18 protein-coding genes are annotated in these 19,332 nt (G+C 69.7%); 9 read left to right on the top strand and 9 right to left on the bottom strand.

Going from position 1 to position 19,332, the window contains the following annotated elements:
* The first annotated feature begins 59 nt into the window (after positions 1 to 59).
* Both ACWEOI_RS14510 and ACWEOI_RS14505 read left to right on the top strand, forming a co-directional pair.
* Positions 60 to 467 (top strand): hypothetical protein, encoded by a 408-nt coding sequence (locus tag ACWEOI_RS14510; protein WP_452359876.1) that lies wholly within the window; start codon positions 60 to 62, stop codon positions 465 to 467.
* 4 nt (positions 468 to 471) lie between these two features.
* Positions 472 to 882 (top strand): YchJ family protein, encoded by a 411-nt coding sequence (locus ACWEOI_RS14505; protein WP_452359875.1) that lies wholly within the window; start codon positions 472 to 474, stop codon positions 880 to 882.
* A gap of 148 nt (positions 883 to 1,030) precedes the next feature.
* Here ACWEOI_RS14505 and ACWEOI_RS14500 read toward each other — a convergent pair whose 3' ends face one another.
* Positions 1,031 to 3,382, bottom strand: a complete 2,352-nt coding sequence (locus ACWEOI_RS14500; protein ID WP_433666156.1) for a sulfatase-like hydrolase/transferase — start codon at positions 3,380 to 3,382, stop codon at positions 1,031 to 1,033.
* A gap of 231 nt (positions 3,383 to 3,613) precedes the next feature.
* Positions 3,614 to 4,282, bottom strand: coding sequence for a TetR/AcrR family transcriptional regulator (locus ACWEOI_RS14495; RefSeq protein WP_452359874.1), 669 nt, complete (start codon positions 4,280 to 4,282; stop codon positions 3,614 to 3,616).
* Between the two features lie 127 nt (positions 4,283 to 4,409).
* Here ACWEOI_RS14495 and ACWEOI_RS14490 point away from each other — a divergent pair, with 127 nt between their 5' ends.
* The gene (locus ACWEOI_RS14490; RefSeq protein WP_452359873.1) at positions 4,410 to 5,909 is read left to right on the top strand and encodes an MFS transporter; all 1,500 of its coding nucleotides are present in this window, start codon (positions 4,410 to 4,412) and stop codon (positions 5,907 to 5,909) included.
* Here ACWEOI_RS14490 and ACWEOI_RS14485 read toward each other — a convergent pair.
* Entirely contained in the window at positions 5,906 to 6,745 is an 840-nt protein-coding gene (locus tag ACWEOI_RS14485) for a hypothetical protein (RefSeq protein WP_433666153.1), read from the bottom strand. The genes ACWEOI_RS14490 and ACWEOI_RS14485 overlap by 4 nt on opposite strands.
* A gap of 114 nt (positions 6,746 to 6,859) precedes the next feature.
* On the opposite strand from ACWEOI_RS14485, the gene ACWEOI_RS14480 reads away from it, so the two are divergent.
* Positions 6,860 to 7,756 (top strand): SDR family NAD(P)-dependent oxidoreductase, encoded by an 897-nt coding sequence (locus ACWEOI_RS14480; protein WP_452359872.1) that lies wholly within the window; start codon positions 6,860 to 6,862, stop codon positions 7,754 to 7,756.
* On the opposite strand, the gene ACWEOI_RS14475 is transcribed toward ACWEOI_RS14480, so the two are convergent.
* On the bottom strand, positions 7,745 to 8,722 hold the full coding sequence (locus tag ACWEOI_RS14475; protein ID WP_452359871.1) for a zinc-binding dehydrogenase: 978 nt from the start codon (positions 8,720 to 8,722) through the stop codon (positions 7,745 to 7,747). The genes ACWEOI_RS14480 and ACWEOI_RS14475 overlap by 12 nt on opposite strands.
* A 167-nt stretch (positions 8,723 to 8,889) precedes the next feature.
* Here ACWEOI_RS14475 and ACWEOI_RS14470 point away from each other — a divergent pair, with 167 nt between their 5' ends.
* The 4 genes from ACWEOI_RS14470 (at position 8,890) to ACWEOI_RS14455 (ending at position 11,219) form a co-directional block, all read left to right on the top strand.
* Positions 8,890 to 9,111: a hypothetical protein gene (locus tag ACWEOI_RS14470; protein ID WP_357277261.1), complete on the top strand. Its 222-nt coding sequence runs from the start codon at positions 8,890 to 8,892 to the stop codon at positions 9,109 to 9,111.
* Between the two features lie 61 nt (positions 9,112 to 9,172).
* Positions 9,173 to 9,805, top strand: coding sequence for an urease accessory protein UreF (locus ACWEOI_RS14465; RefSeq protein ID WP_452359870.1), 633 nt, complete (start codon positions 9,173 to 9,175; stop codon positions 9,803 to 9,805).
* 66 nt (positions 9,806 to 9,871) lie between these two features.
* Complete coding sequence (gene ureG / locus ACWEOI_RS14460; protein ID WP_357085201.1) at positions 9,872 to 10,579, top strand: urease accessory protein UreG; 708 nt, start codon at positions 9,872 to 9,874, stop codon at positions 10,577 to 10,579.
* The gene (locus ACWEOI_RS14455) at positions 10,569 to 11,219 is read left to right on the top strand and encodes an urease accessory protein UreD (protein WP_433673387.1); all 651 of its coding nucleotides are present in this window, start codon (positions 10,569 to 10,571) and stop codon (positions 11,217 to 11,219) included. Before ureG ends, ACWEOI_RS14455 begins: the two co-directional genes overlap by 11 nt.
* A gap of 155 nt (positions 11,220 to 11,374) precedes the next feature.
* On the opposite strand, the gene ACWEOI_RS14450 is transcribed toward ACWEOI_RS14455, so the two are convergent.
* The 5 genes from ACWEOI_RS14450 to ACWEOI_RS14430 form a co-directional block, all read right to left on the bottom strand.
* Entirely contained in the window at positions 11,375 to 11,623 is a 249-nt protein-coding gene (locus tag ACWEOI_RS14450; protein ID WP_433666149.1) for a hypothetical protein, read from the bottom strand.
* A 188-nt stretch (positions 11,624 to 11,811) separates the two neighbouring features.
* On the bottom strand, positions 11,812 to 12,804 hold the full coding sequence (locus ACWEOI_RS14445; RefSeq protein ID WP_452359869.1) for a hypothetical protein: 993 nt from the start codon (positions 12,802 to 12,804) through the stop codon (positions 11,812 to 11,814).
* A 120-nt stretch (positions 12,805 to 12,924) separates the two neighbouring features.
* The gene (locus ACWEOI_RS14440) at positions 12,925 to 14,376 is read right to left on the bottom strand and encodes an FAD-dependent oxidoreductase (protein ID WP_433666147.1); all 1,452 of its coding nucleotides are present in this window, start codon (positions 14,374 to 14,376) and stop codon (positions 12,925 to 12,927) included.
* Positions 14,377 to 14,593: 217 nt separating this feature from the next.
* On the bottom strand, positions 14,594 to 15,472 hold the full coding sequence (locus tag ACWEOI_RS14435) for a tat pathway signal sequence (RefSeq protein WP_452359868.1): 879 nt from the start codon (positions 15,470 to 15,472) through the stop codon (positions 14,594 to 14,596).
* A gap of 121 nt (positions 15,473 to 15,593) precedes the next feature.
* The gene (locus ACWEOI_RS14430; RefSeq protein WP_357277243.1) at positions 15,594 to 15,800 is read right to left on the bottom strand and encodes a hypothetical protein; all 207 of its coding nucleotides are present in this window, start codon (positions 15,798 to 15,800) and stop codon (positions 15,594 to 15,596) included.
* Positions 15,801 to 15,978: 178 nt separating this feature from the next.
* Here ACWEOI_RS14430 and recC point away from each other — a divergent pair, with 178 nt between their 5' ends.
* Complete coding sequence (gene recC, locus ACWEOI_RS14425; protein WP_452359867.1) at positions 15,979 to 19,329, top strand: exodeoxyribonuclease V subunit gamma; 3,351 nt, start codon at positions 15,979 to 15,981, stop codon at positions 19,327 to 19,329.
* Positions 19,330 to 19,332 lie beyond the last annotated feature (3 nt).

The following is a 19,332-nucleotide window of genomic DNA, read 5'->3' as shown; positions in this document are numbered from 1 at the left end:
TCGCTGAGACTATATCTTGGTGCCAGTCATACGGTATCAATGAGACTATTGGAGTGGAAATGCGCGACTACGCCATCGACCTGTTCGACCGCTGGACCCAGATGTGGAACGGCGACCTCGTGTTGGCCGACGAGATCATGGCCCCGGCATTCACCCTGCGCTACGCCCAGCCGGGCGCGGACGCCTACGACAGCGTGAAGGACCGCGCGACCTTCGCCGCGGCCATCGACACCTTCCGGGCCGAACGGCCGGGCCTCGAGTTCTCCACGCAGGGCACCCCGGTCGTCGAAATGGACGACACCCGAACCGGAATCATCGCCCGCCCCTACGGTGCGCGGATCACCGCGCCGGATGGAACCATCGTGCGCGAACTCAGCGGCACCGACATCCTGCGCGCCGAGAACGGGCAGATCGTGGAGGTGTGGTCGGTGTCCGGCGGGGCCGAAGGACGCAGCTTCTACGCTTAGGCCCATGTCGAAGCGCCGCGAGAACCGTCCCGCGCCCGAGGCCTGCCCGTGCGGGCTGCCCGCCGCCTACGCCGATTGCTGCGGGCGGCTGCACCGCGGCGAACGGGCCGCCACCACCGCCGAACAACTGATGCGGTCGCGATTCAGCGCCTTCGCGGTCCAGGACGAGGCGTACCTGCTGCGCAGCTGGGACCCCGAAACCCGGCCCGCCGAGGTCGATTTCGATCCGGGCATGCACTGGGATCGGCTCGAGATCCTCGGCACGACGGGTGGGGGACCGTTCCACACCGAGGGGACCGTGGAATTCCGGGCCCACTACCGCGCGCATGGGGCGGCGGGGGAACTGCACGAGAACAGCCGATTTCGCCGGGACGAGGGGAAGTGGGTATACCTCGACGGCGACATCGAGCGCTGATCGAGCCGTAACTCCTTGCCGCCCCTGCGTATTCGCACACCGCGTGACTGTGCACGATCGGCAATCGTGCACAGCGTGCCACGACGGCTGCGCTCGGGGCGGCGACCAGCGGAAAGTTCCGACGGGAACACCGCCCCGAGCGCGCGGCTCAGTCGCGCGAGAACGCGGCGGCCGCAGCCATTTCCAGATCCCGGTACGGCTTTCCGGTCACGTCCTCGATCACCTGGTGCATGGTTCCGCCGGTGAACGGGAACGGTGAGTGGTACCGGGCCGACACGGACTGCCCGGTGTCCCGGCCGACCCGGACGCCCTCCCCGACACCGGAGAACACGGTCGGCTGGATCCGCATGTCATCGAGTGAACCCACCGGGTTCTCGTCGATGTAGAGGACGGCCTCACCCGTGGGCGTGTAATGGTCGGGCCGGGTGCCGTGCCGTTCGTAACGCACCCCGAGGATGTGATCGCCGAGCGGTATCCGGCAGTCGGAGACGATGGCCTGCTCCTCCTCGCCGAGGAAGTTGTAGACGTAGCAGAGGTGACCGTCCTGGACGAACAGGGCGTGCCCGCCGAGCCGCCCGCCGTGGGCGAACAGCACGCCCTCGGCGTCCGGGCTGACGATCGTCGTCTCGGCCAGCAGCGCGAATGAGCGGCCCAGAATCTCGAGCGCCGCACCCGGCCCGACCTCCGCGCTGTCCGGGTAGTAGACGGCACGGTCCATGCCCCTGGCGTATGTCGGCCGGAAGCGCACCAGCGCGGAGACGATGTCGAGATCATTGAGCGGCATCCCGTTGTACTTCTCCGCCTCGGAGAACCACAGCGCCTTCATTTCCTCCAGCTTCTCGGGATGCTCCGCGGCCAGGTCGTGCATCTGGCTGCGGTCCTGATCGATATGGAACAGCTCCCAGCGGTCCTGATCGAAGTGTCCCCAGCCGGACGGGCAGGCCGCGTGCACGGTGTCGGCGAACCAGCCGCGATGCCAGATGCCGCGCGTGCCCAGCATCGAATAGAACTGGGTGTGCTTGCCGACATCGGCGTCGGCGTCCTCGAACAGGGCCCGGAAGCTGACCCCTTCGAGGGGGCGCTGCGGCACGTTCTTCACCGTGTCCGGCGGCGTGATGCCCAGCAGTTCGTAGACGGTGGGGGTGACGTCGCAGACATTGAGGTACTGGTGGCGGATCTCGCCGCGGGCCGGAATGCCCGCCGGCCACGCCATCAGACAGGGATCGGCGATGCCGCCCTCGTGCGAGGCGTACCGCTTGTACAGCTTGTACGGGGTGTTGAAGGCCATCGCCCACCCGATGCTGTAGTGGTTGTAGGTGGTCGGCAGGCCCAGCTCGTCGAGCTTGACCAGGCTGTCCTCGATCGTGTCGATGTAGCCGTTGAAGAACTTCATCTCGTTGACCGAACCGTTGGGGCCGCCCTCGCCGCTGGCGCCGTTGTCGGAGAAGGCCACGATGATGGTGTTGTCCAGCTGACCGGTCTCCTCGAGGTAGTCCAGCACCCGGCCGATCTGGGCGTCGGTGTAGGACAGGAATCCGGCGAACACCTCCGCCTGGCGGGCGAAGAGCCGTTTCTCGTTCTCCGACAGCGAGTCCCAGGCGCGTACCGTGTCCTGCGCCGGCCACGGCTTGCCGTCGGCGCTGGTGACATCGCTGTACGGGTTCATGGGCGACAGCTCGGTGTTCTCCGGAATCAGGCCCATGCGCTTCTGGTTGTCGAGCACGATCTCGCGGTACTTCTCGTAGCCCATGTCGAACTTGCCGCGGTACTGATCCGCCCATTCCTGGGCGACGTGGTGCGGGGCGTGCCCGCAGCCCGGGCACAGGTACATGAACCACGGTTTGTCAGGGGCGATCACCTTGGCGTCGCGAATGAACTCGATCGACTTGTCGGCCAGGTCCTTCGACAGGTGATAGCCGTCCTCGGGCGAATACGGCTGCGCGATCGGGTGATTGTCGTAGACGAGATTCGGATACCACTGGTCGGCCTCGCCGCCCAGGAAACCGTAGAACCGTTCGAATCCGCGCCCCAGCGGCCAGTGCCGCTTCGATGCCGCGAGATTCTCCTCCTCCAACGGCGTCATATGCCATTTGCCGACGGCGTAGGTGTTCCACCCGCGTTCGCCGAGCACCTCCGAGCACAAGGCGGTGTCGGCGGGGATGCGTCCCGACAGGCTCGGGAATCCGTCACTGAATTCCTCGATGGTCGCCATGCCGACCGATGACGCGTTTCGCCCGGTCAGCAGGGAGGCGCGGGTGGGTGAACACAGTGCGGTGGTGTGGAATTGCGTGAACTGCACGCCACTGTCGGCGATCCGCTTCATGTTCGGCATGTCGACCAGGCCGCCGTAGCAGTCCCAGGTGGCGATGCCGATGTCGTCCCACACCAGATACAGCACATTGGGCGCACCCGGCGGGGCGGTCGGTTCCGCGTACGGTCCCCAGTCGGCGACCGAATCACGAATATCGAGGGCGATATGTCCTTCGAACTTCCTGGCCATTCATTCACCTCGGAAAAGGAGAATCGTTGGTAGGGACCCAGCTCCGGCGTGACCGCTGGGAGTTCATCGACGCGTCGGTGACCACGCGGTTCCGGGACTCGGCGTCCGGAACCCGTGCGGATCACCCACCTTTCGCACCTCTCAAAGAGTACCGACCGGAATGTACTTGTGGCGGGGGTTGAACGAGCCCGATACCGAACGGTTTTCGAGCGGACAACGGTCTCGGTCGGGTCAGAGCGCGGCGCGCGCCTCGAAACCGTCGCAGAGTGCGGTGAGCCCGGTGTCGAGCAGGTGCTCTGGATCCAGCAGGGCGATGTCACCGCTGCCGACGAGACCCGCCAGCGAGGGCGGGGTGGGCCAGCGCGGGTCACCGTCGAGCAGGGCGGTGAGCCCGGAGCGTTCGTCGGCGCTGCTGTCACGGCCCTGCAGCAGCCGGGCGCTGACCTCCTGCAGGGCGACCCCGGCGATATAGCTCCACACCGACAGCGACATGCGGGTCGCCTCGCGGGCGTCGACGCCGAGTTCGGCGAAGCCCTCCACCAGCCAGCTCAGCACCGTGAGGCTGTGCTCGCCGAAGTTGTAGCGCGGCACCGCGAAGGTGAACAGCACCCAGGGGTGCTGCTGATAGAGCCGCCAATCCACCTCGGCGGCGATGCGCACCCGGTCACGCCAGGTCCAGCCCTGTCCCTCGGCCGGGGGGTAGGGGTTGCGGCGGGCGACCTCGTCGGTCATGGCGGCGAGCAGGGTGTCCTTGTTGGGGACGTGCCGGTAGAGCGACATGGCCCCGGCGTTCATCCGCTCGGCGATGCGGCGCATGGACAGCGCGTCGAGTCCGGACTCGTCGGCGAGGGCGATGGCGGTGTCGACGATGGCGGCCCGGGTGAGCTTGGCCTCGGTCATCGGACGAATTGTTCCCTTCCGGCGCGGGGTGTGCGTACACTGTACCCGCGCTCGAGCGTACGTTGTACGCCCGGGCGCATTCCATGGACAGGGCCCGGTGGGCCCCGAGCAGCCCGAAGGATAGGTCATGACGAGTACCCTCGCGCGCCCCGGCGCGAAGACGCCGCGCCGCGCCTGGGCGGGTCTGGCCGTCCTGCTGCTCCCGGTGCTGCTGGTCTCGATGGACATGTCGGTGCTCTACCTGGCCATGCCCACCCTGACCCAGAACCTGGATCCGTCCGCCACCCAACAGCTCTGGATCCTCGACATCTACGGCTTCATGATCGCCGGCCTGCTCATCACCATGGGCAATCTCGGTGACCGCATCGGGCGACGCAATATCCTGCTGGCCGGGGCCACCGTCTTCGGAATCGCCTCGGCGCTGGCCGCTTTCGCCCCCAGCGCGGGCGTGCTCATCGCGGCGCGGGCGCTCATGGGCCTGGGCGGCGCGACCCTGCTGCCCTCCTCGCTGGCGCTGATCTCCACCCTGTTCCCCGAGGACCGCTCCCGCGCCACCGCGATCGGCGTGTGGACGGCGTTCTTCGCGGGCGGCTCGGCGGTCGGGCCGATCATCGGCGGCGTCCTGCTGCACCACTTCTGGTGGGGCTCGGTGTTCCTCATCAACGCTCCGGTCCTGGTGGTGCTGCTGGTCTTCGGGCCGCTGCTGCTCCCCGAACACCGCGCCGCCGCGCGCGGACCCCTCGACTGGGTGAGCGTGCTGCTGTCGATCGGCGGCATCCTGCCGATCGTGTACGCCATCAAGCGCCTGGCCGCCGAGGGCTTCGACCTGCCCGCGGTGGGCATCGGCATCGTCGGCGCGCTGCTGCTGACCGCGTTCGTCCGCCGTCAGCGCCACCTCGACGAACCGCTCCTCGATCTGAGCCTGTTCCGGCGCGGACTGTTCTCGGTGGCCATCGGCTCCAGCACGGTCGGCATGCTCGCTCTGGCCGGGATGAGCTACCTGACCAGCGTGTACCTGCAATCGGTGACCGGCCGCGACCCGCTGGCCGCGGCGCTGCTCGGGATTCCCGGCGCGGTCGTGGTGTTCGTGTTCTCCATGAGCGGCGCGCGGATCGGGCGCGTGTTCGGCACCAAGACCACCTTCGTGCTCGCCCTCGGCATGGCCGCGCTCGGCAACCTCATGCTGCTCGGAGTCGGCGTGAACGGCGGAATCGGCTGGTATGTGGCCGGATCCGTGGTCGCGGGCGCGGGCTTCGGCATCGCCTTCACCCTGGTGTCGGAGGTGGCGGTGTCCTCGGTGCCGCCCGAACGCGCCGGATCGGCGGTCGGCATCTCCGAGACCAGCTTCGAACTGGGCAACGGCCTGGGCCTGGCGCTGCTGGGTTCGCTGGCCGCGCTGGTGTTCCGGTCCGGCGGGGACTTCGGATCCACGCTGGGGGAGACCGTCGCCGAGGCCGGGGGCGACACCGCCCTGATCGATTCGGCGCGCGAGTCGTTCGTGACCGGCATGCACGTGGCCACGACCACCGGCGCGGTGCTGCTGGCCGCGATGGCCGCGGTCGCGTTCTTCGCCAAGACCGGGACACCCGCGAAAGACGCTGCGGTGAAAGCCGGTTCCGCGCACTAGCCGAACAGACCGGTCCACACCTCGGTGATCCGGGCGCGCCACGGCATGATCACCCGCTGATACAGCCGGCGCACCGGATCGGCGAGGGCCCGCCACGCCCGGGCGATGGCCGCGAACAACGGTCGCAGGACCGCGCGACGCAGCCATCGGCAGGGAGCCACCACCGTGACCGCGACGACGGCGGTGGCCACCCGCCAGCCGAACACGATCACCGCGACGATCGCGTAGGCGAGAGGCCGCAGCAGCCGGCGCCACAGCTGCTTCGCGGGCCACACGATCAGCCACTCGACCAGCGGCTCGATGACGGCGGTCACCAGCCAGCGGCCACCGGGGCTCAGCACATACCGCCACAGCGCCGAGAGCGGCACCGCGACAAGCCATTTCCAGAGATTCGCCACGGTCCAGACGATGGCCTCGGCAATGGGTTTCACGAACGTGCGGAACAGCCACGGGATGCCGGGCTTCAGCACCCGCCGCCACAACCATTCCTCGATGGCGCGCTGGATCGGGCGCAGGAAATACGCCAGCAGGAACGCGCCGATCGGTGTGAGCACCATGCCGAACAACAGCTGCTGGATCAGCAGATGCCACAGGTAATCGCGCACGAAATTGCGCAGCGGCCGGAACACCCAGTCCCGGAACAGGATCGCGAGCGGTTTCGCGAGATGATCGGTGAACAGCCGGAACGCCGCCGCGATGAGTCGCGGCAGGCGGGTGATCCCCTCCCACAGCAGTCGCGGCGGCACGAACACCACCAGCACCACCGCGCGGGCGCACCAGCCCCAGAACGTCACCTGCTCCGGCGTCGGCCGCTCCGGCGCTCGAGTAGTCGTCATCGGTTTCCTTCCCCCGGGATTTGGTCCTCATCCTGGTGCAGGAATCCGCAGTGCGGCCAGGGTATTTCCACTCATTCGCGATCACATACCGGTCCGGCGGTTAGGCTCGGAAACGTGGCTGAGCACGACGCCCCGAACCAGCCGGCCGAGCCGAACGGCCGACCGCTGGCCGAACGCGTGGCGACCCGAATCTTCTACCCGACCTCCCGGCCGCGTGAGAAAGCCCTGCGCGAGGCGGTATCGGGCACGGTGATCCTGGTGACCGGAGCCTCGCACGGCATCGGCAAGGCGGCCGCCCGGAAACTGGCCGCGGCGGGCGCGACGGTCCTGCTGGTCGCGCGGTCGCGAGAGGACCTCGAGGACGTGGCCGCCGAGATCGCCGCCGCGGGTGGGATCGCGCACGTCTACCAGTCCGACATCACCGAATTCGACGCCGTCGAAGAGCTCGGCCGCCAGGTGCTGGCCGAGCACGGCCGCGTGGATGTGGTGATCAACAACGCGGGCCGCTCGATCCGCCGCCCGATCGACGAATCCTATGACCGCTTCCACGATTTCACCCGCACCATGGACGTCAACTATCTGGGCCCGGTGCGGCTGTTGTTGACCCTGCTGCCCGGCATGCGCGAACGCGGCCGCGGGCACATCGTGAACATCTCCACCTGGGGCCTGCGCATGCCGCCCGTGCCCCGCTGGTCGGCATACGGCGCGTCGAAGGGCGCGTTCGACATCTGGCTGCGGACGGTGGCCACCGAGATCGCCGCCGACGGCGTCACCACCACCTCGGTGTACATGCCGCTGGTGCACACCCGCATGAGCGCGCCCACCGACTTCTCCGGCGTGCCCGGGCTGACCGCCGACGAGGCGGCCAACCTGGTCTGTCACGCCGTGGTCGCCCGGCCCCTCGAGATCTCGCCCTGGTGGACCGGCCCGGTGCAGGCCTGGACGGATCTGCGCCGCGGGGCCGCGCAACGGTTCATGGAACGCAGCCTCGGGCGCAGGTCAGGGGAGTAGCACCACCTTGCCTGTGGTCGCCCGGGTCTCCAGGGCGTGGTGCGCGGCCGCCGCCTCGGCGAGCGGGAATGACTGCACCGCCGGACGCAACCGGCCCGCCGCGGCCTCGGCCAGCGCGCGAGTCTCCAAGGCGCGCAAGCCGCCCCCGCGTTGCAGCAGCGGCGGACCGAGCACGACCTGCGAGGTGATGCCGCGCGCGGCCAGGGCCTGCTCGTCGAGGTCGATCTGACCGCCGGACCAGCCGAACACCAGGCGCACGCCGCCGTCGGCGAGCAGCTCGGCCGCGGTGCGCGCGACGTCTCCGCCGATCCCGTCGAACAGCAGGGTCGCGGGCCGGTCCCCGTACTTGGCGCGCACGGCCTCGGGCCAGGACGGATCGAGATAGTCCAGGGCGAGATCCGCGCCGTTCTCGTACACCTGGTCGGTCTTCACCGGGCCGCCCGCGAGCCCGATGACGGTCGCGCCCGCCGCGACCAGATACTGCACCAGCAGGGTGCCGATGCCGCCCGCCGCGGCCGGAACCAGAGCCACCGTCTCCGGGCCCACGTCCGCGAAACTCAGAATGCCCAGTGTGGTCCGGCCGGTGCCGATCATCGCCACCGCCGCGCCCGCGTCGAGGCCGTCCGGAATCGCGTGCAGCCGTTCGGCTTCGGTGACCACGAGCTCGGCGTACCCGCCCGGCGCCTGCCCGATGTGCGCGACAACCGCACGCCCGAGCCAGCTTTCGTCGACGCCGGGCCCGACCCGGTCCACGGTCCCGGCGATCTCGCGGCCCGGAATCGTGGGCAGCTCGGGCAGGGGCAGCGGGCCGCCCGCCACGCCCTGCCGAATCGAGGTGTCCAGCAGGTGCACTCCCGCGGCGCGGACGGCGATCCGGACCTGCCCGGCCCCGGGTTCGGGGTCCGCGACGGTCTCGTACCGCAGGTTCTCGGCGGGCCCGAACTCGTGAAGACGGATGGCGTGCACGGCGACTCCTCTACCTCGTTGACGTTCTGCCCGCCCAGTCTGCAACCTCAACTAATGTTCAGGTCAAATCACGCATTTTGAAACAAACACCGTTCACACCTGTGGAACGTGGGTTAGTCTCGCTGCGATCACATCCTGTGAGGATGCTGTGTGAGAAAGGGATATTCATGAAAAACGTTGCACTGAAAGCCTTTGCCGTCGCCGCCATCGCCTCCGGCATCGGTGCCGCCCCGGCCATGGCCGCCCCGGTCGAGCTGGTGCCCGTCACCGACACCGGCGCCGCCCCGGTCGCCGGACTGGTGCCCATGACCGGCTCGGCCGGGCTGTCCAACTCCATCACCTGTGCGCTGCAGAGCATCTCGGCGGCCATGCCCTGCCTGCTCACCTAGTCGACACCGCCGCGCCGGGTGCCGCTTAGGATCGACCCATGCGACACCCGGACGTGCGGCGATGAGCCTGGCCACCCTGCTGACCCTCGCCGACTCCCGGCTGCCGATCGGCGGGCACGTGCACTCCGGCGGCGTCGAGGAGGCCATCGCCTCCGGACTGCTGCGCGACGTGCCCAGCGTGGAATTGTTCCTGCGGCGGCGCATCCGCACCTCGGGACTGGTGGCGGCCTCGCTGGCCGCGGCCGTCTGCGCCGGCACTCTCGATCCGCAGCGCGCCGAACTCGAGGCCGACGCGCGGACCCCGTCCCCGGCCGCCCGCACCGCCTCCCGTGCCCAGGGCCGCGGCCTGTTGCGGCTCGCCAAACAGGTCTGGCCGCACGCCGAGTGGCGCGCGCTCGGCGCCCGCCCCCATCTGTCCACCGTGTTCGGCGTGGTGGGCACGGTGTGCGAGGCCACCCCCGCCGATATCGCCGCCGTCACCGTCTACACCACCATGACCGGGGCGGCCACCGCCGCGCAGCGCCTGCTCGCCCTCGATCCGGCCGCCGTGGCCGCCTGCACCATCCGCCTCGCCCCGGTGTGCGACGCCACCGCCCGCGCCGCCACCGAATCGCTGGCCGCGCTCTCCGACCCGCTGCAGGACGTGCTCGCCGAACGTCACCCCCGCCGGGACATGCCGCTGTTCGCGTCGTAGCCGGTCACGGGCCAGGTAACACCCGGTTTACGTGACTGGGTCAGGATGGGGGTGAAAGGAGCGCACATGCCACCTCACCTCATCGACGGGGAACCGCACGATCACAGTCACGACCGCCCCAAGCGGGAGCGGACGCCCGGGGAACCGGTGCGGATCGGGATCGGCGGTCCGGTCGGATCGGGCAAGACCGCGCTGACCGCGGCCCTGTGCCGGCAGCTGCGCGACGAGCTGTCGCTGGCCGTCTTGACCAACGACATCTACACCACCGAGGACGCCGATTTCCTGCGGCGCAACGCGGTGCTGCCGGACGAGCGCATCACCGCCGTGCAGACCGGCGGCTGCCCGCACACCGCCATCCGCGACGACATCACCGCCAACCTGGATGCCATCGACGATCTGATCGAGGCCAACCCGCCGCTGGATCTGATCCTGGTGGAATCCGGCGGCGACAACCTCACCGCCACCTTCTCCTCCGGCCTGATCGACGCCCAGATCTTCGTGGTGGACGTGGCCGGCGGCGACAAGGTGCCACGCAAGGGCGGCCCGGGCGTCACCTGGTCGGATCTGCTGGTCATCAACAAGACCGATCTGGCCCCGATGGTCGGCGCGGATCTGTCGGTCATGGAACGCGATTCGACGACCGTGCGCGAGGGCCGGCCGTTCGTGTTCACCTCCCTCACCCAGGACCCGGCCGCGACGCCGGTGCTGGCCTGGGTGCGCGAGCAGCTGCGGCTGGCCGCCGAACAGGATGCGGGCGTTGCCCATTCGCACTGAGCTCCGCATCATCGCGTCCGCCGGGACGCTGCCGCGCATCCACGCGGTCGGCGGCCTGGCGGCGCGGCACACGGGCCCGGACACGGTGCACCTGATCGGCACCGCCGCCACACCGCTGGGCGGTGACGTCCTGGACATCACGATCTCGGTCGGCGCGGGCGCGCTGCTGCGGGTGCGGTCGGTGGCCGCGACCATCGCGCTGCCGGGCCGTGAGACCCGGAAGTCGGTGGCGCACTGGCGTTTCGAGGTGGCCGCGGGCGGGGAGCTGGACTTCGATCCGGAACCGACCGTGGTCGCGGGCGGCGCGGAACACGACACGTTCACCACGGTGCGTCTGGAAGACGGTGCGCGGCTGCGACTTCGGGAACGGGTGCAGATCGGCCGCACCGGCGAGGATCACGGTCACTGGACCGGGGAGTTGATCGCGGATGTCGGTGCGATTCCGCTGCTGCGGCACCGTCTGGAACTGGGCTCCGAGGCGATCACCGACGACGCGCTGTCGGAGCCGCGGGCACTGGAGAGTGTGCTCACCTATCCCGACGATCGCCCGGCGGATACGGCGGGCCTGGATCAGGCGCTGCTGCCGCTGGCCGCGGGCGGCACACTGTTCACGCGGACCGGTCGACTGCTGACGGCCTGACCGGCACATCGGAAATCGCTGTCGCGCAAGAACTTCGAACCCTGTGCACAGCCATCCGCATGCGGCGGGTCGCGTTCGCGGCGGGAACCAACCTCACCGCCGGTTCCCGCCGCGTGCGCACATCTACCTGGTCGAGCGGCCTCGTCGAGGAGGGATCAGTCGCCGACGACGCGGGGCGGTGCGTTGAATCCGTTGAACGCGATCACATTCGGGGACGCCGCCGCCGGCCACTGGGCCTTGGGCGCGTCGTCACGCTGCGTCACTCCGGGAGCGATCTCGGACGGGGCGGCGTTGGCGGCACCGGATCCGACGATCGCCATGACTAGCGGGACGGCACCCGCTGCCACCACGTTGCCGACCTTGTTCCGGTGCGGGTTGAGCGCGCGGTGCTTACCTCCGGCCATACATGACCTCTCTGGTCAGGGGGAACATCGGGACGACCGACATTCGAACCCACCGACCACCTGGATTGGTGAGCTGAATGGACGACCGAGAATCCGTTAGATAACCGAAAAGTAGCCATTCAAGCGGGTTTTGAATAGCGAAGAGGCCGGAATCCTGGTGATGGATTCCGGCCTCGCTAGCTCGGCGATCACTCCTGAACGGACGCCTCATCGGCGTTCGGCGCGTCGGCCGGGGTAGCACCGTCGATGCCGGTCGCCCGGTCCGCGACACCCGGGGTGGCCGGAGCCAGGTACCCGTTCACCGCGCCGACGGCGCCGCCGATGACGGCCCCGACGGTCGCCGCCGGCACCGCGATCAGGCTCGCGGCGGCGGTCGCGCCCGCGGCCGGGCCGAAGACCCAGCCCGCCGGAGCGAACGGCGTGCCCGCCATCGCACCGATGACACCGCCCATGACCGCACCGGCGACCTCGAGCGGGGCGGCCACGCCCACGCCTACCGCCGCGCCCACGGCGGCGGAACCGACCGTCGCGGCGGCCATGCGGTCCGACCGGCTCGGCTCGAAGCCGGCCGAGTCGTAGGTGCGGGCCAGATCGGCCTCGGCGCCCGCGGCGAGCGCGTTCACCTGGGCGGCCTGGTCCGCGTCGAGCCAGACCGGGATGTCGAGCTGGGTGTCGCCCAGGCGCAGCTTGCCCTCGGGCGCCGCGATCGGCGCCACTTCGGGGGCGGCCAGCGGGTCGCCCAGGCGCAGCTTGCCGTTGTCGACGGGGGTCAGCGGCGCGTCGGGGATGTCCCGCAGGCCGGTGGTGGCGTTGCGGCCGACCCGCACGGGGAGGACGACCTCGGCGGCGGGCTCGATCAGCTCGTCCGGGCCGACCTCGGCCGCGGCGGCGGACAGGTAGGTGTGCGCGCCGTCGGCCATGGCCTGCGGCATCGGCACGGCCAGCTTGCCGAACGGGGTGTCGACGACCACGCCCGGCTGGGTGTCGGCGCCGCCCGGCAGCGTGGTGCCGGGCTGGTTGTCGACCACCGCCGGTTGGGTGTCGTCGGACGAAACCGGTTCCGCCGCACTGGTTCCGGCGGCGGCGAGAGCGGCGACCAGCGGCAGCGCGCCCGCGACCGCCAGTGTGCCCAGGCGCCGTCGCCGCGGCGAAACAGTATCGACCGGTTGGCGTTTGCCCATGAATGACCTTTCTTCCGAATATCGACAGACGCCGAACATTCGGATCCGGCCGGTGCGCCGGATTGGTCTGGACACGCCGCCCGGTCAGACCCTCATTCGAAGGACGGCCGGGCCGAGTCGTCAGCCCGCGCGCTGTTCGGTGGATTTCGCCGATTCGGAATTCGCCACGGATTTGCCGTTGCCGGAGGCGTTTTCGGCCGCGCCGATCTGCTTGGCCAGTTCCAGCGCCTCGGCGGGATCGTCGAGCGCCTCGAGCGCGAGCCGCGCGAACACCCACTGCTCGGTGGCCGCCATCTGACCGCGGTGGCGGCCCAGGAACGACACGAACCATTCCAGCACCGTGACGAAGCGGCTGCGGAAGCCGACCAGGTACCACAGGTGCAGACCCAGCCAGGCCAGCCACGCGAAGAAGCCGCTGAACTCCAGCTTGCCCACCTGGCAGACCGCGCTGAACCGCGACACCGTGGCCATCGAGCCCTTGTCGAAGTACTTGAAGGGCTTGCGGTCCTCGACCTTCTGCTTGCCCTCGGTCTCGGCCTTGATGGCCTTGGCGGCGTAGGTGCCGCCCTGGATCGCGCCCTGGGCCTGCCCGGGCACGCCCGGCACCGACATCAGGTCGCCGACCACGAACACGTTCGGGTAGCCCTTGATGGTGAGGTCCGGTTCGACGATGACGCGTCCGGCCCGGTCCACCTCGGTGCCCTTGGACTTGTCGGCCAGGATCTTGCCCAGGCCGCTGGCCTGCACGCCCGCCGACCACACCTTGCAGGCGGATTCGATGCGGCGCTCGGAGCCGTCCTTGTCCTTGACGGTGACCCCGCGCGCGTCGACATTGGTGACGATGGCGTTGAGCTGGATCTCCACGCCCATCTTCTCGAGCCGCTTGTGCGCCTTGGCGCCCAGCTTGGGGCCCATCGGGGCGAGCACCGCGCCCGCGCCCTCGACCAGGATGACGCGCGCGTCGCGGGTGTCGATATTGCGGAAGGTGCCGTCCAGGGTGCGGTCGGCGAGTTCGGCGATCTGCCCGGCCAGCTCGACGCCGGTGGGGCCGGCGCCGACCACGACGAAGGTCATGAACCGGTCGCGGGTCTCCTGGTCGGTGGCCAGCTCGGCCTCCTCGAAGGAGCCCAGGATGCGCGCGCGCAGTTCGAGGGCGTCGTCGATGGTCTTCATGCCCGGGGCGTAGGTGGCGAAGTGGTCGTTGCCGAAGTACGACTGCTGCGCGCCCGCGGCCACGATGAGGCTGTCGAACGGGGTGACGTAGTCCCGGTTGAGCAGGCGCGAGGTGACGGTGCCGCCCTCGAGGTCGACATCGGTGACCTCGCCCATGATCACCTGCGTGTTCTGCTGCTTGCGCAGCACGATGCGGGTGGCCGGGGCGATCTCGCCGACGGACAGGATGCCGGTCGCGACCTGGTACAGCAGTGGCTGGAACAGGTGCGTGGACGTCTTGGAGATGAGTGTGATGTCGACGTCGGCCTTGCGCAGGTGCTTGCAGGCGAACAGTCCACCGAACCCGGACCCGATCACCACCACCCGATGGCGCTGCGCGACGGAATTCTCGGCGTTCATCTAGTTCCTGCTCCTCGCCAGACGGTGAAACTACGACAACTCACGCACAACGGTAATGCAGTGTGAGTAGCGCAGCCCAATCAGGACCGACCGAAAACAGACCTTCCAGACAGCTGACCCGAAAATACAATATGGGCGGTCGTTCAGTGCGGATTGGCGCGAGCCCGGTGGCGGGCGGCCGGGGCGGCCGCCCGCGCTCGTGATCGGGGGAGGCGGCTCAGCGTCCCTGGAAGAGCAATTGCGCGACGCGCGTGGTGGTTTCGGAGCCTTCGAGATATCCGCCCTGGTTGCCCTGCTCGGTCATGATCGCCAGGGTGTAGCGCTCACCGGGTCCGGCGAAGCCGACCGAGTTGACCACCCAGCCGCCCTGCTCGTCGGACCAGCCGTTCTTCAGGCCCGGGTTCATGGCCGCGCCCGCGCCCCACACGCCCCAGTGCTGGTTGGTGTCGACGCGGCGCATGCGGTCGAGCAGGTACGCGCGGTCGTCGGGGTGCATGCGGGTGAGGATGTTGTCCATCAGCCGGTCCAGGTCGGCGGGCGAGCACTGCTGGAAGCCCCAGTCCGGAAACAGCTTGATCTGCTCGATGGAGGTGGTCGGCGGCAGCGGGATCAGCCCGACCATGCCGTTGGCCCGGAAGGCGTTGTTGAACGCCATGCGGTCGAAGCCCGCGAACTTGTTCCACAGGATGTCGGCGGCATTGTCGTTGGAGGTTGCCAGCATCGACTCCATGAGCGCGCGGTCGTCGGGACCGAGCATGATGGCGCCGACCCGGGCGCGATTCAGCAGATCCTCCGCGATCGCCAGCTTGATGGTGGACGCGGTCCAGAAGTTGGTGTCCGCGTTGCCATTCCGGTAAATGCCGCCGGTGACGCGATCGCGCATCACATAACCGGTGACGCCGGGGCGGGTGGCGAGATAGTCGTCGACCGCGGCGATGCGTCTGCTCATATCCGCGTCGAATCCCGTGATCGGGCCCTGCGTGTGCGCGGGGACCGCGCCGGCGACGGGAATGAGGACGGGCGCGGCCGGAATCAGGGCAGCGGCCGCGAGGACACAAGCGGAGGAGGCCACGCGCCGGGCCTTGGGGGAACGCACGAGGGATCACAATAGAGGGGACAATGCCCGATTCGCACGTCTTGCAGGTGATCGGGTTGTCTGTTATCGAATCGACACTGTCGCACGGATTTTCGTGTACGGCTTGCGAGTTTCGTCCGGATCAGCGAAAAGCTGCCCGTAGCTCTTCGATCCCGCGGCCATTGAGCCGGTAGCAATGCTCGAAGGCCTCGGTGTGGCGGTCGCGCGGCCAGGACTGCAGCACCACGCCGCGTCCGTAATGTCGGGAGTTGACCAACTCCCAGCGCTCTCCCACCCGTCGCACCGTGAACCCGGTTCTGGGCACCAGGGGAATCACCGACGCAGACATGTACGCGGACCAGCCTTTCAGCGAGAAATGAGAACCACCCCGAAAGGCACTGTCGCATACCACACTCGAAATTCGCAGTGACGCGCCCTAGCAAATATCCGGCGTGTGGCAGGTGTCACCCGGCGAGCCGCACAGCCCGGTGTTTGCATGTCGTTCGCCGACTGTATAAACACAGGTCGTGCACATTCACCGGGCGGAACGAGCGGACACGCTCGCCGACGCGCTCGCCGGGCTACTGATCGAACCGCTCGGCGATCCGTTCACCCCGGAAGTTGTCGCGGTTCCCGCCAAGGGGATCGAGCGCTGGCTCACCCAGCGGCTGGCCACGGTACTCGGCGCGGGCGGCGGCCCTGGCCGCGGTGCGGCCGGTGGGCTCGGTACCGACGGGATCTCGGCCAATATCGACTTCGCGGATCCGGCGGCGCTGGTGTCGGCGATCCTCGCCGAGGCGACCGGCGTGGATCCGGAGCAGGATCCGTGGTCGCCGGAGCGACTGGTCTGGACCTTGTTGCCGGTCCTCGACGACGTGCTGTCCGAACCGTGGAGCGCGGTGCTCGCCCGCCACCTCGGCCACGGCGACGCGGGCGGGCACCGGGTCGGACGGCGGTACGCGACGGCGGCGCGGATCGCGGCCCTGTTCGACAGCTACGGCACCCAGCGCCCGGCCATGATCACCGAGTGGGCCGCGGGCGGCGACACCGACGGCGCGGGGCACGACCTCCCGCCGGATCTGGTGTGGCAGGCGATGCTGTGGCGGCGGGTGCGCGGCGTGGTCGGGGTGCCCAGTCCCGCCGAGCGGCTGGCGGCGGCGTGCGCGCGGCTGCGGGCCGAGCCGTCGATCGTGTCGGTGCCGGAACGGATTTCGCTGTTCGGGGTGACGCGGCTGACCACCGATCAGCTGGAGGTGCTGTCGGCGCTGTCGGCCGGGCGGCAGGTGCACCTGTGGCTGGTGCACCCCAGCCCGGCGCTGTGGACCAAGCTGGCCGACGCCGAGGTCATCCCGAATTCCGGTGTGCGCGTGCGGCATCCGCTGCTGGCGGCACTGGGACGCGATGTGCGGGAACTGCAGGAGCGGCTGGCGGGCTACGACCACATCGACACCTATCACCCCGGACCGGACGAGATCGGGCCGCGCACGCTGCTGTCGGAGCTGCAGTCCGCGGTGCGTCAGGACCGCTGGTCGCTCATGCCCGACCCGGGCCTGGCCGACGGGACGGTCACCGTGCACTCCTGCCACGGGCCGTCGCGGCAGGTGGAGGTGTTGCGCGACGCGCTGCTGAGCGTGTTCGCCGCCGATCCGACGCTGGAACCGCGCGATGTCATCGTGCTGTGCCCCGACGTGGAGAGCTACGCGCCGCTGGTGCGGGCGGCGTTCGGGCAGTGGTCCCTCGACGGGGCCGAGCCCGGGCATCCCGCGCACGGGCTGCGGGTGCGGCTGGCCGATCGCGCCCAGCGCGCGGTCAATCCGGTGCTGGACGTGGTGGGCACGCTGCTGGAGCTGGCCGACGGCCGCGTCACCGTGACCGAGGCGCTGGATCTGTGTGCGTCCGAACCGGTTCGGGTGCGCTGCGGGTTCGACGACGACGATATCGAGCGGCTGCGGGAGTGGGCGGCCGAGACCGGGGCGCGCTGGGGGATCGGGCAGCGGCAGCGGCAGGCGTTCGGGCTGGGCGACTTCCCGCAGAACACGCTCAATGCCGCGGTGGACCGGATCCTGCTCGGGGTCGCGGCGGGCGAATCCAGTGAGGACTGGCTGGATCTGGTGCTGCCGCTGGACGACGTGGACAGCAATGACATCGATCTGGGCGGCCGGTTCGCCGAATTCGTGGACCGGCTCGCGGTGTGCCTGCGCGACCTGCGGGGCTCCACCCTGGACGAGCCCGCGGGCAGCGCGCGGCCCGCGTCGGAATGGGCCGCCGTGCTGGGACGCGCGCTGGATCTGCTGACCGAGGTGCCGTCCGGTCAGGGCTGGATGGCGGTGCAGGCGCGTCGCGAACTGGCGACGGCGCTGGAACCGGCGGGTTCGATTCCCTTGCGGCTCAGCGATATCGGCGCACTGCTCACGGCCAGGCTGGCCGGGCGGCCCTCGCGCGCCAACTTCCGCACCGGGGAGCTCACGGTGTGCACCATGGTGCCGATGCGGTCGGTGCCGCACCGGGTGGTGGTGCTGCTGGGTCTCGACGACGAGGTGTTCCCGCGCGCGGGCGGCGTGGACGGGGACGATGTGCTGGCCCGGCACCGGTGCCCCGGGGATCGGGATCCACGCAGCGAGGACCGGCAGCTACTGCTCGACGCGATCATGGCGGCGGGGGAGCGGCTGGTGTTGCTGCACACCGGATCCGATCCGGTCTCGGGCGCGCACCGTCCGCCCGCGATCCCGCTGGCCGAACTCCTCGACACCGTGCGCGCGCACATCGGCGCGGGAGCGATGGACCAGGTGGTGACGCGGCATCCGTTGCAGCCCTTCGATCGCCGCAACTTCCGGCCGGAGAATCCGTTCAGTTTCGACACCGTCGCGCTGGCGGGGGCGGTGGCGGCGGGCCGTGCGCCGGAGCCACGGCCGCAGTTCCTGCCGGCCACGCTGCCGGCCCGCGAGCCCGGGGATGTGGAGCTGGCCGATCTGGTGTCCTTCGCCGAGCATCCGGTGCGGGCGTTCCTGTGGCAGCGCTTGGGAATTCGGGTGCCCGAGGACGAGGAGGAGATCGCCGACCGGCTCCCCATCGAACTCGACGGGCTGACCAAGTGGAATATGGGCGAGCGCATGCTGTCGGCGCGGCTCACCGGCGTGGATCCGAATGTGCTGCGGGCCGCGGAGTGGCGGCGTGGGACGCTGCCGCCGTTCGGGATGGGCGCGGCCGTGCTCGACGAGGTCGAGGGGACCGTCGACCAGCTGGTGCGGGTGGCGCGGCCGCTGCACGAGATCCCTTCGCGCACTATCGATATCGCGGTGGATCTGGGTGACGGGCGTCGGCTGACCGGCACCGTGCCCGATGTCCACGACGACGCGCTGCTGCGCACGACGTTCTCGCGGCTGGCCCCGAAGCATCGGATGGCGGCGTGGATTCGCCTGCTGGCGCTGGCCGCCACCGGGACCCATCAGTCGTGGCGCGCGATCACCATCGGGCGCGGCAAGCATCATCGTCCGGCCTGGCAGTCGACGCTCACCGCGCCGCCCGCGCCCCTGGCCCGGGGGCTGTTGCGGGAGCTGGCGTCGTTGCGCGACGAGGGTCTCACCGAACCGCTGCCGATCGCGCCGTCGGCGTCGGCCACCTATGCCGAGCGTCGGCTCGCGGGCGCGTCGCCCGAGGACGCGCTGCACGCGGCGAGCCAGGACTTCGACGATCGCTTCGGCGAACACACCGACCGCTACTTCCGGCACATTCTGGGCCGGTCGCCGCGCTTCGATCAGCTGACCGAGGCCGCGGCAGCCGTGTCGCCGGGTGTCGAATCCGAACCGACGCGTTTCGGTGAGCTGGCGCGTCGCCTCTGGAATCCCCTGCTGACCAACGAGAATCAGGGTCAGCCATGACCA

It is taken from the genome of Nocardia sp. NPDC004340 (genome assembly GCF_053602575.1).
This window is presented reverse-complemented; position numbering and strand designations above follow the sequence as displayed.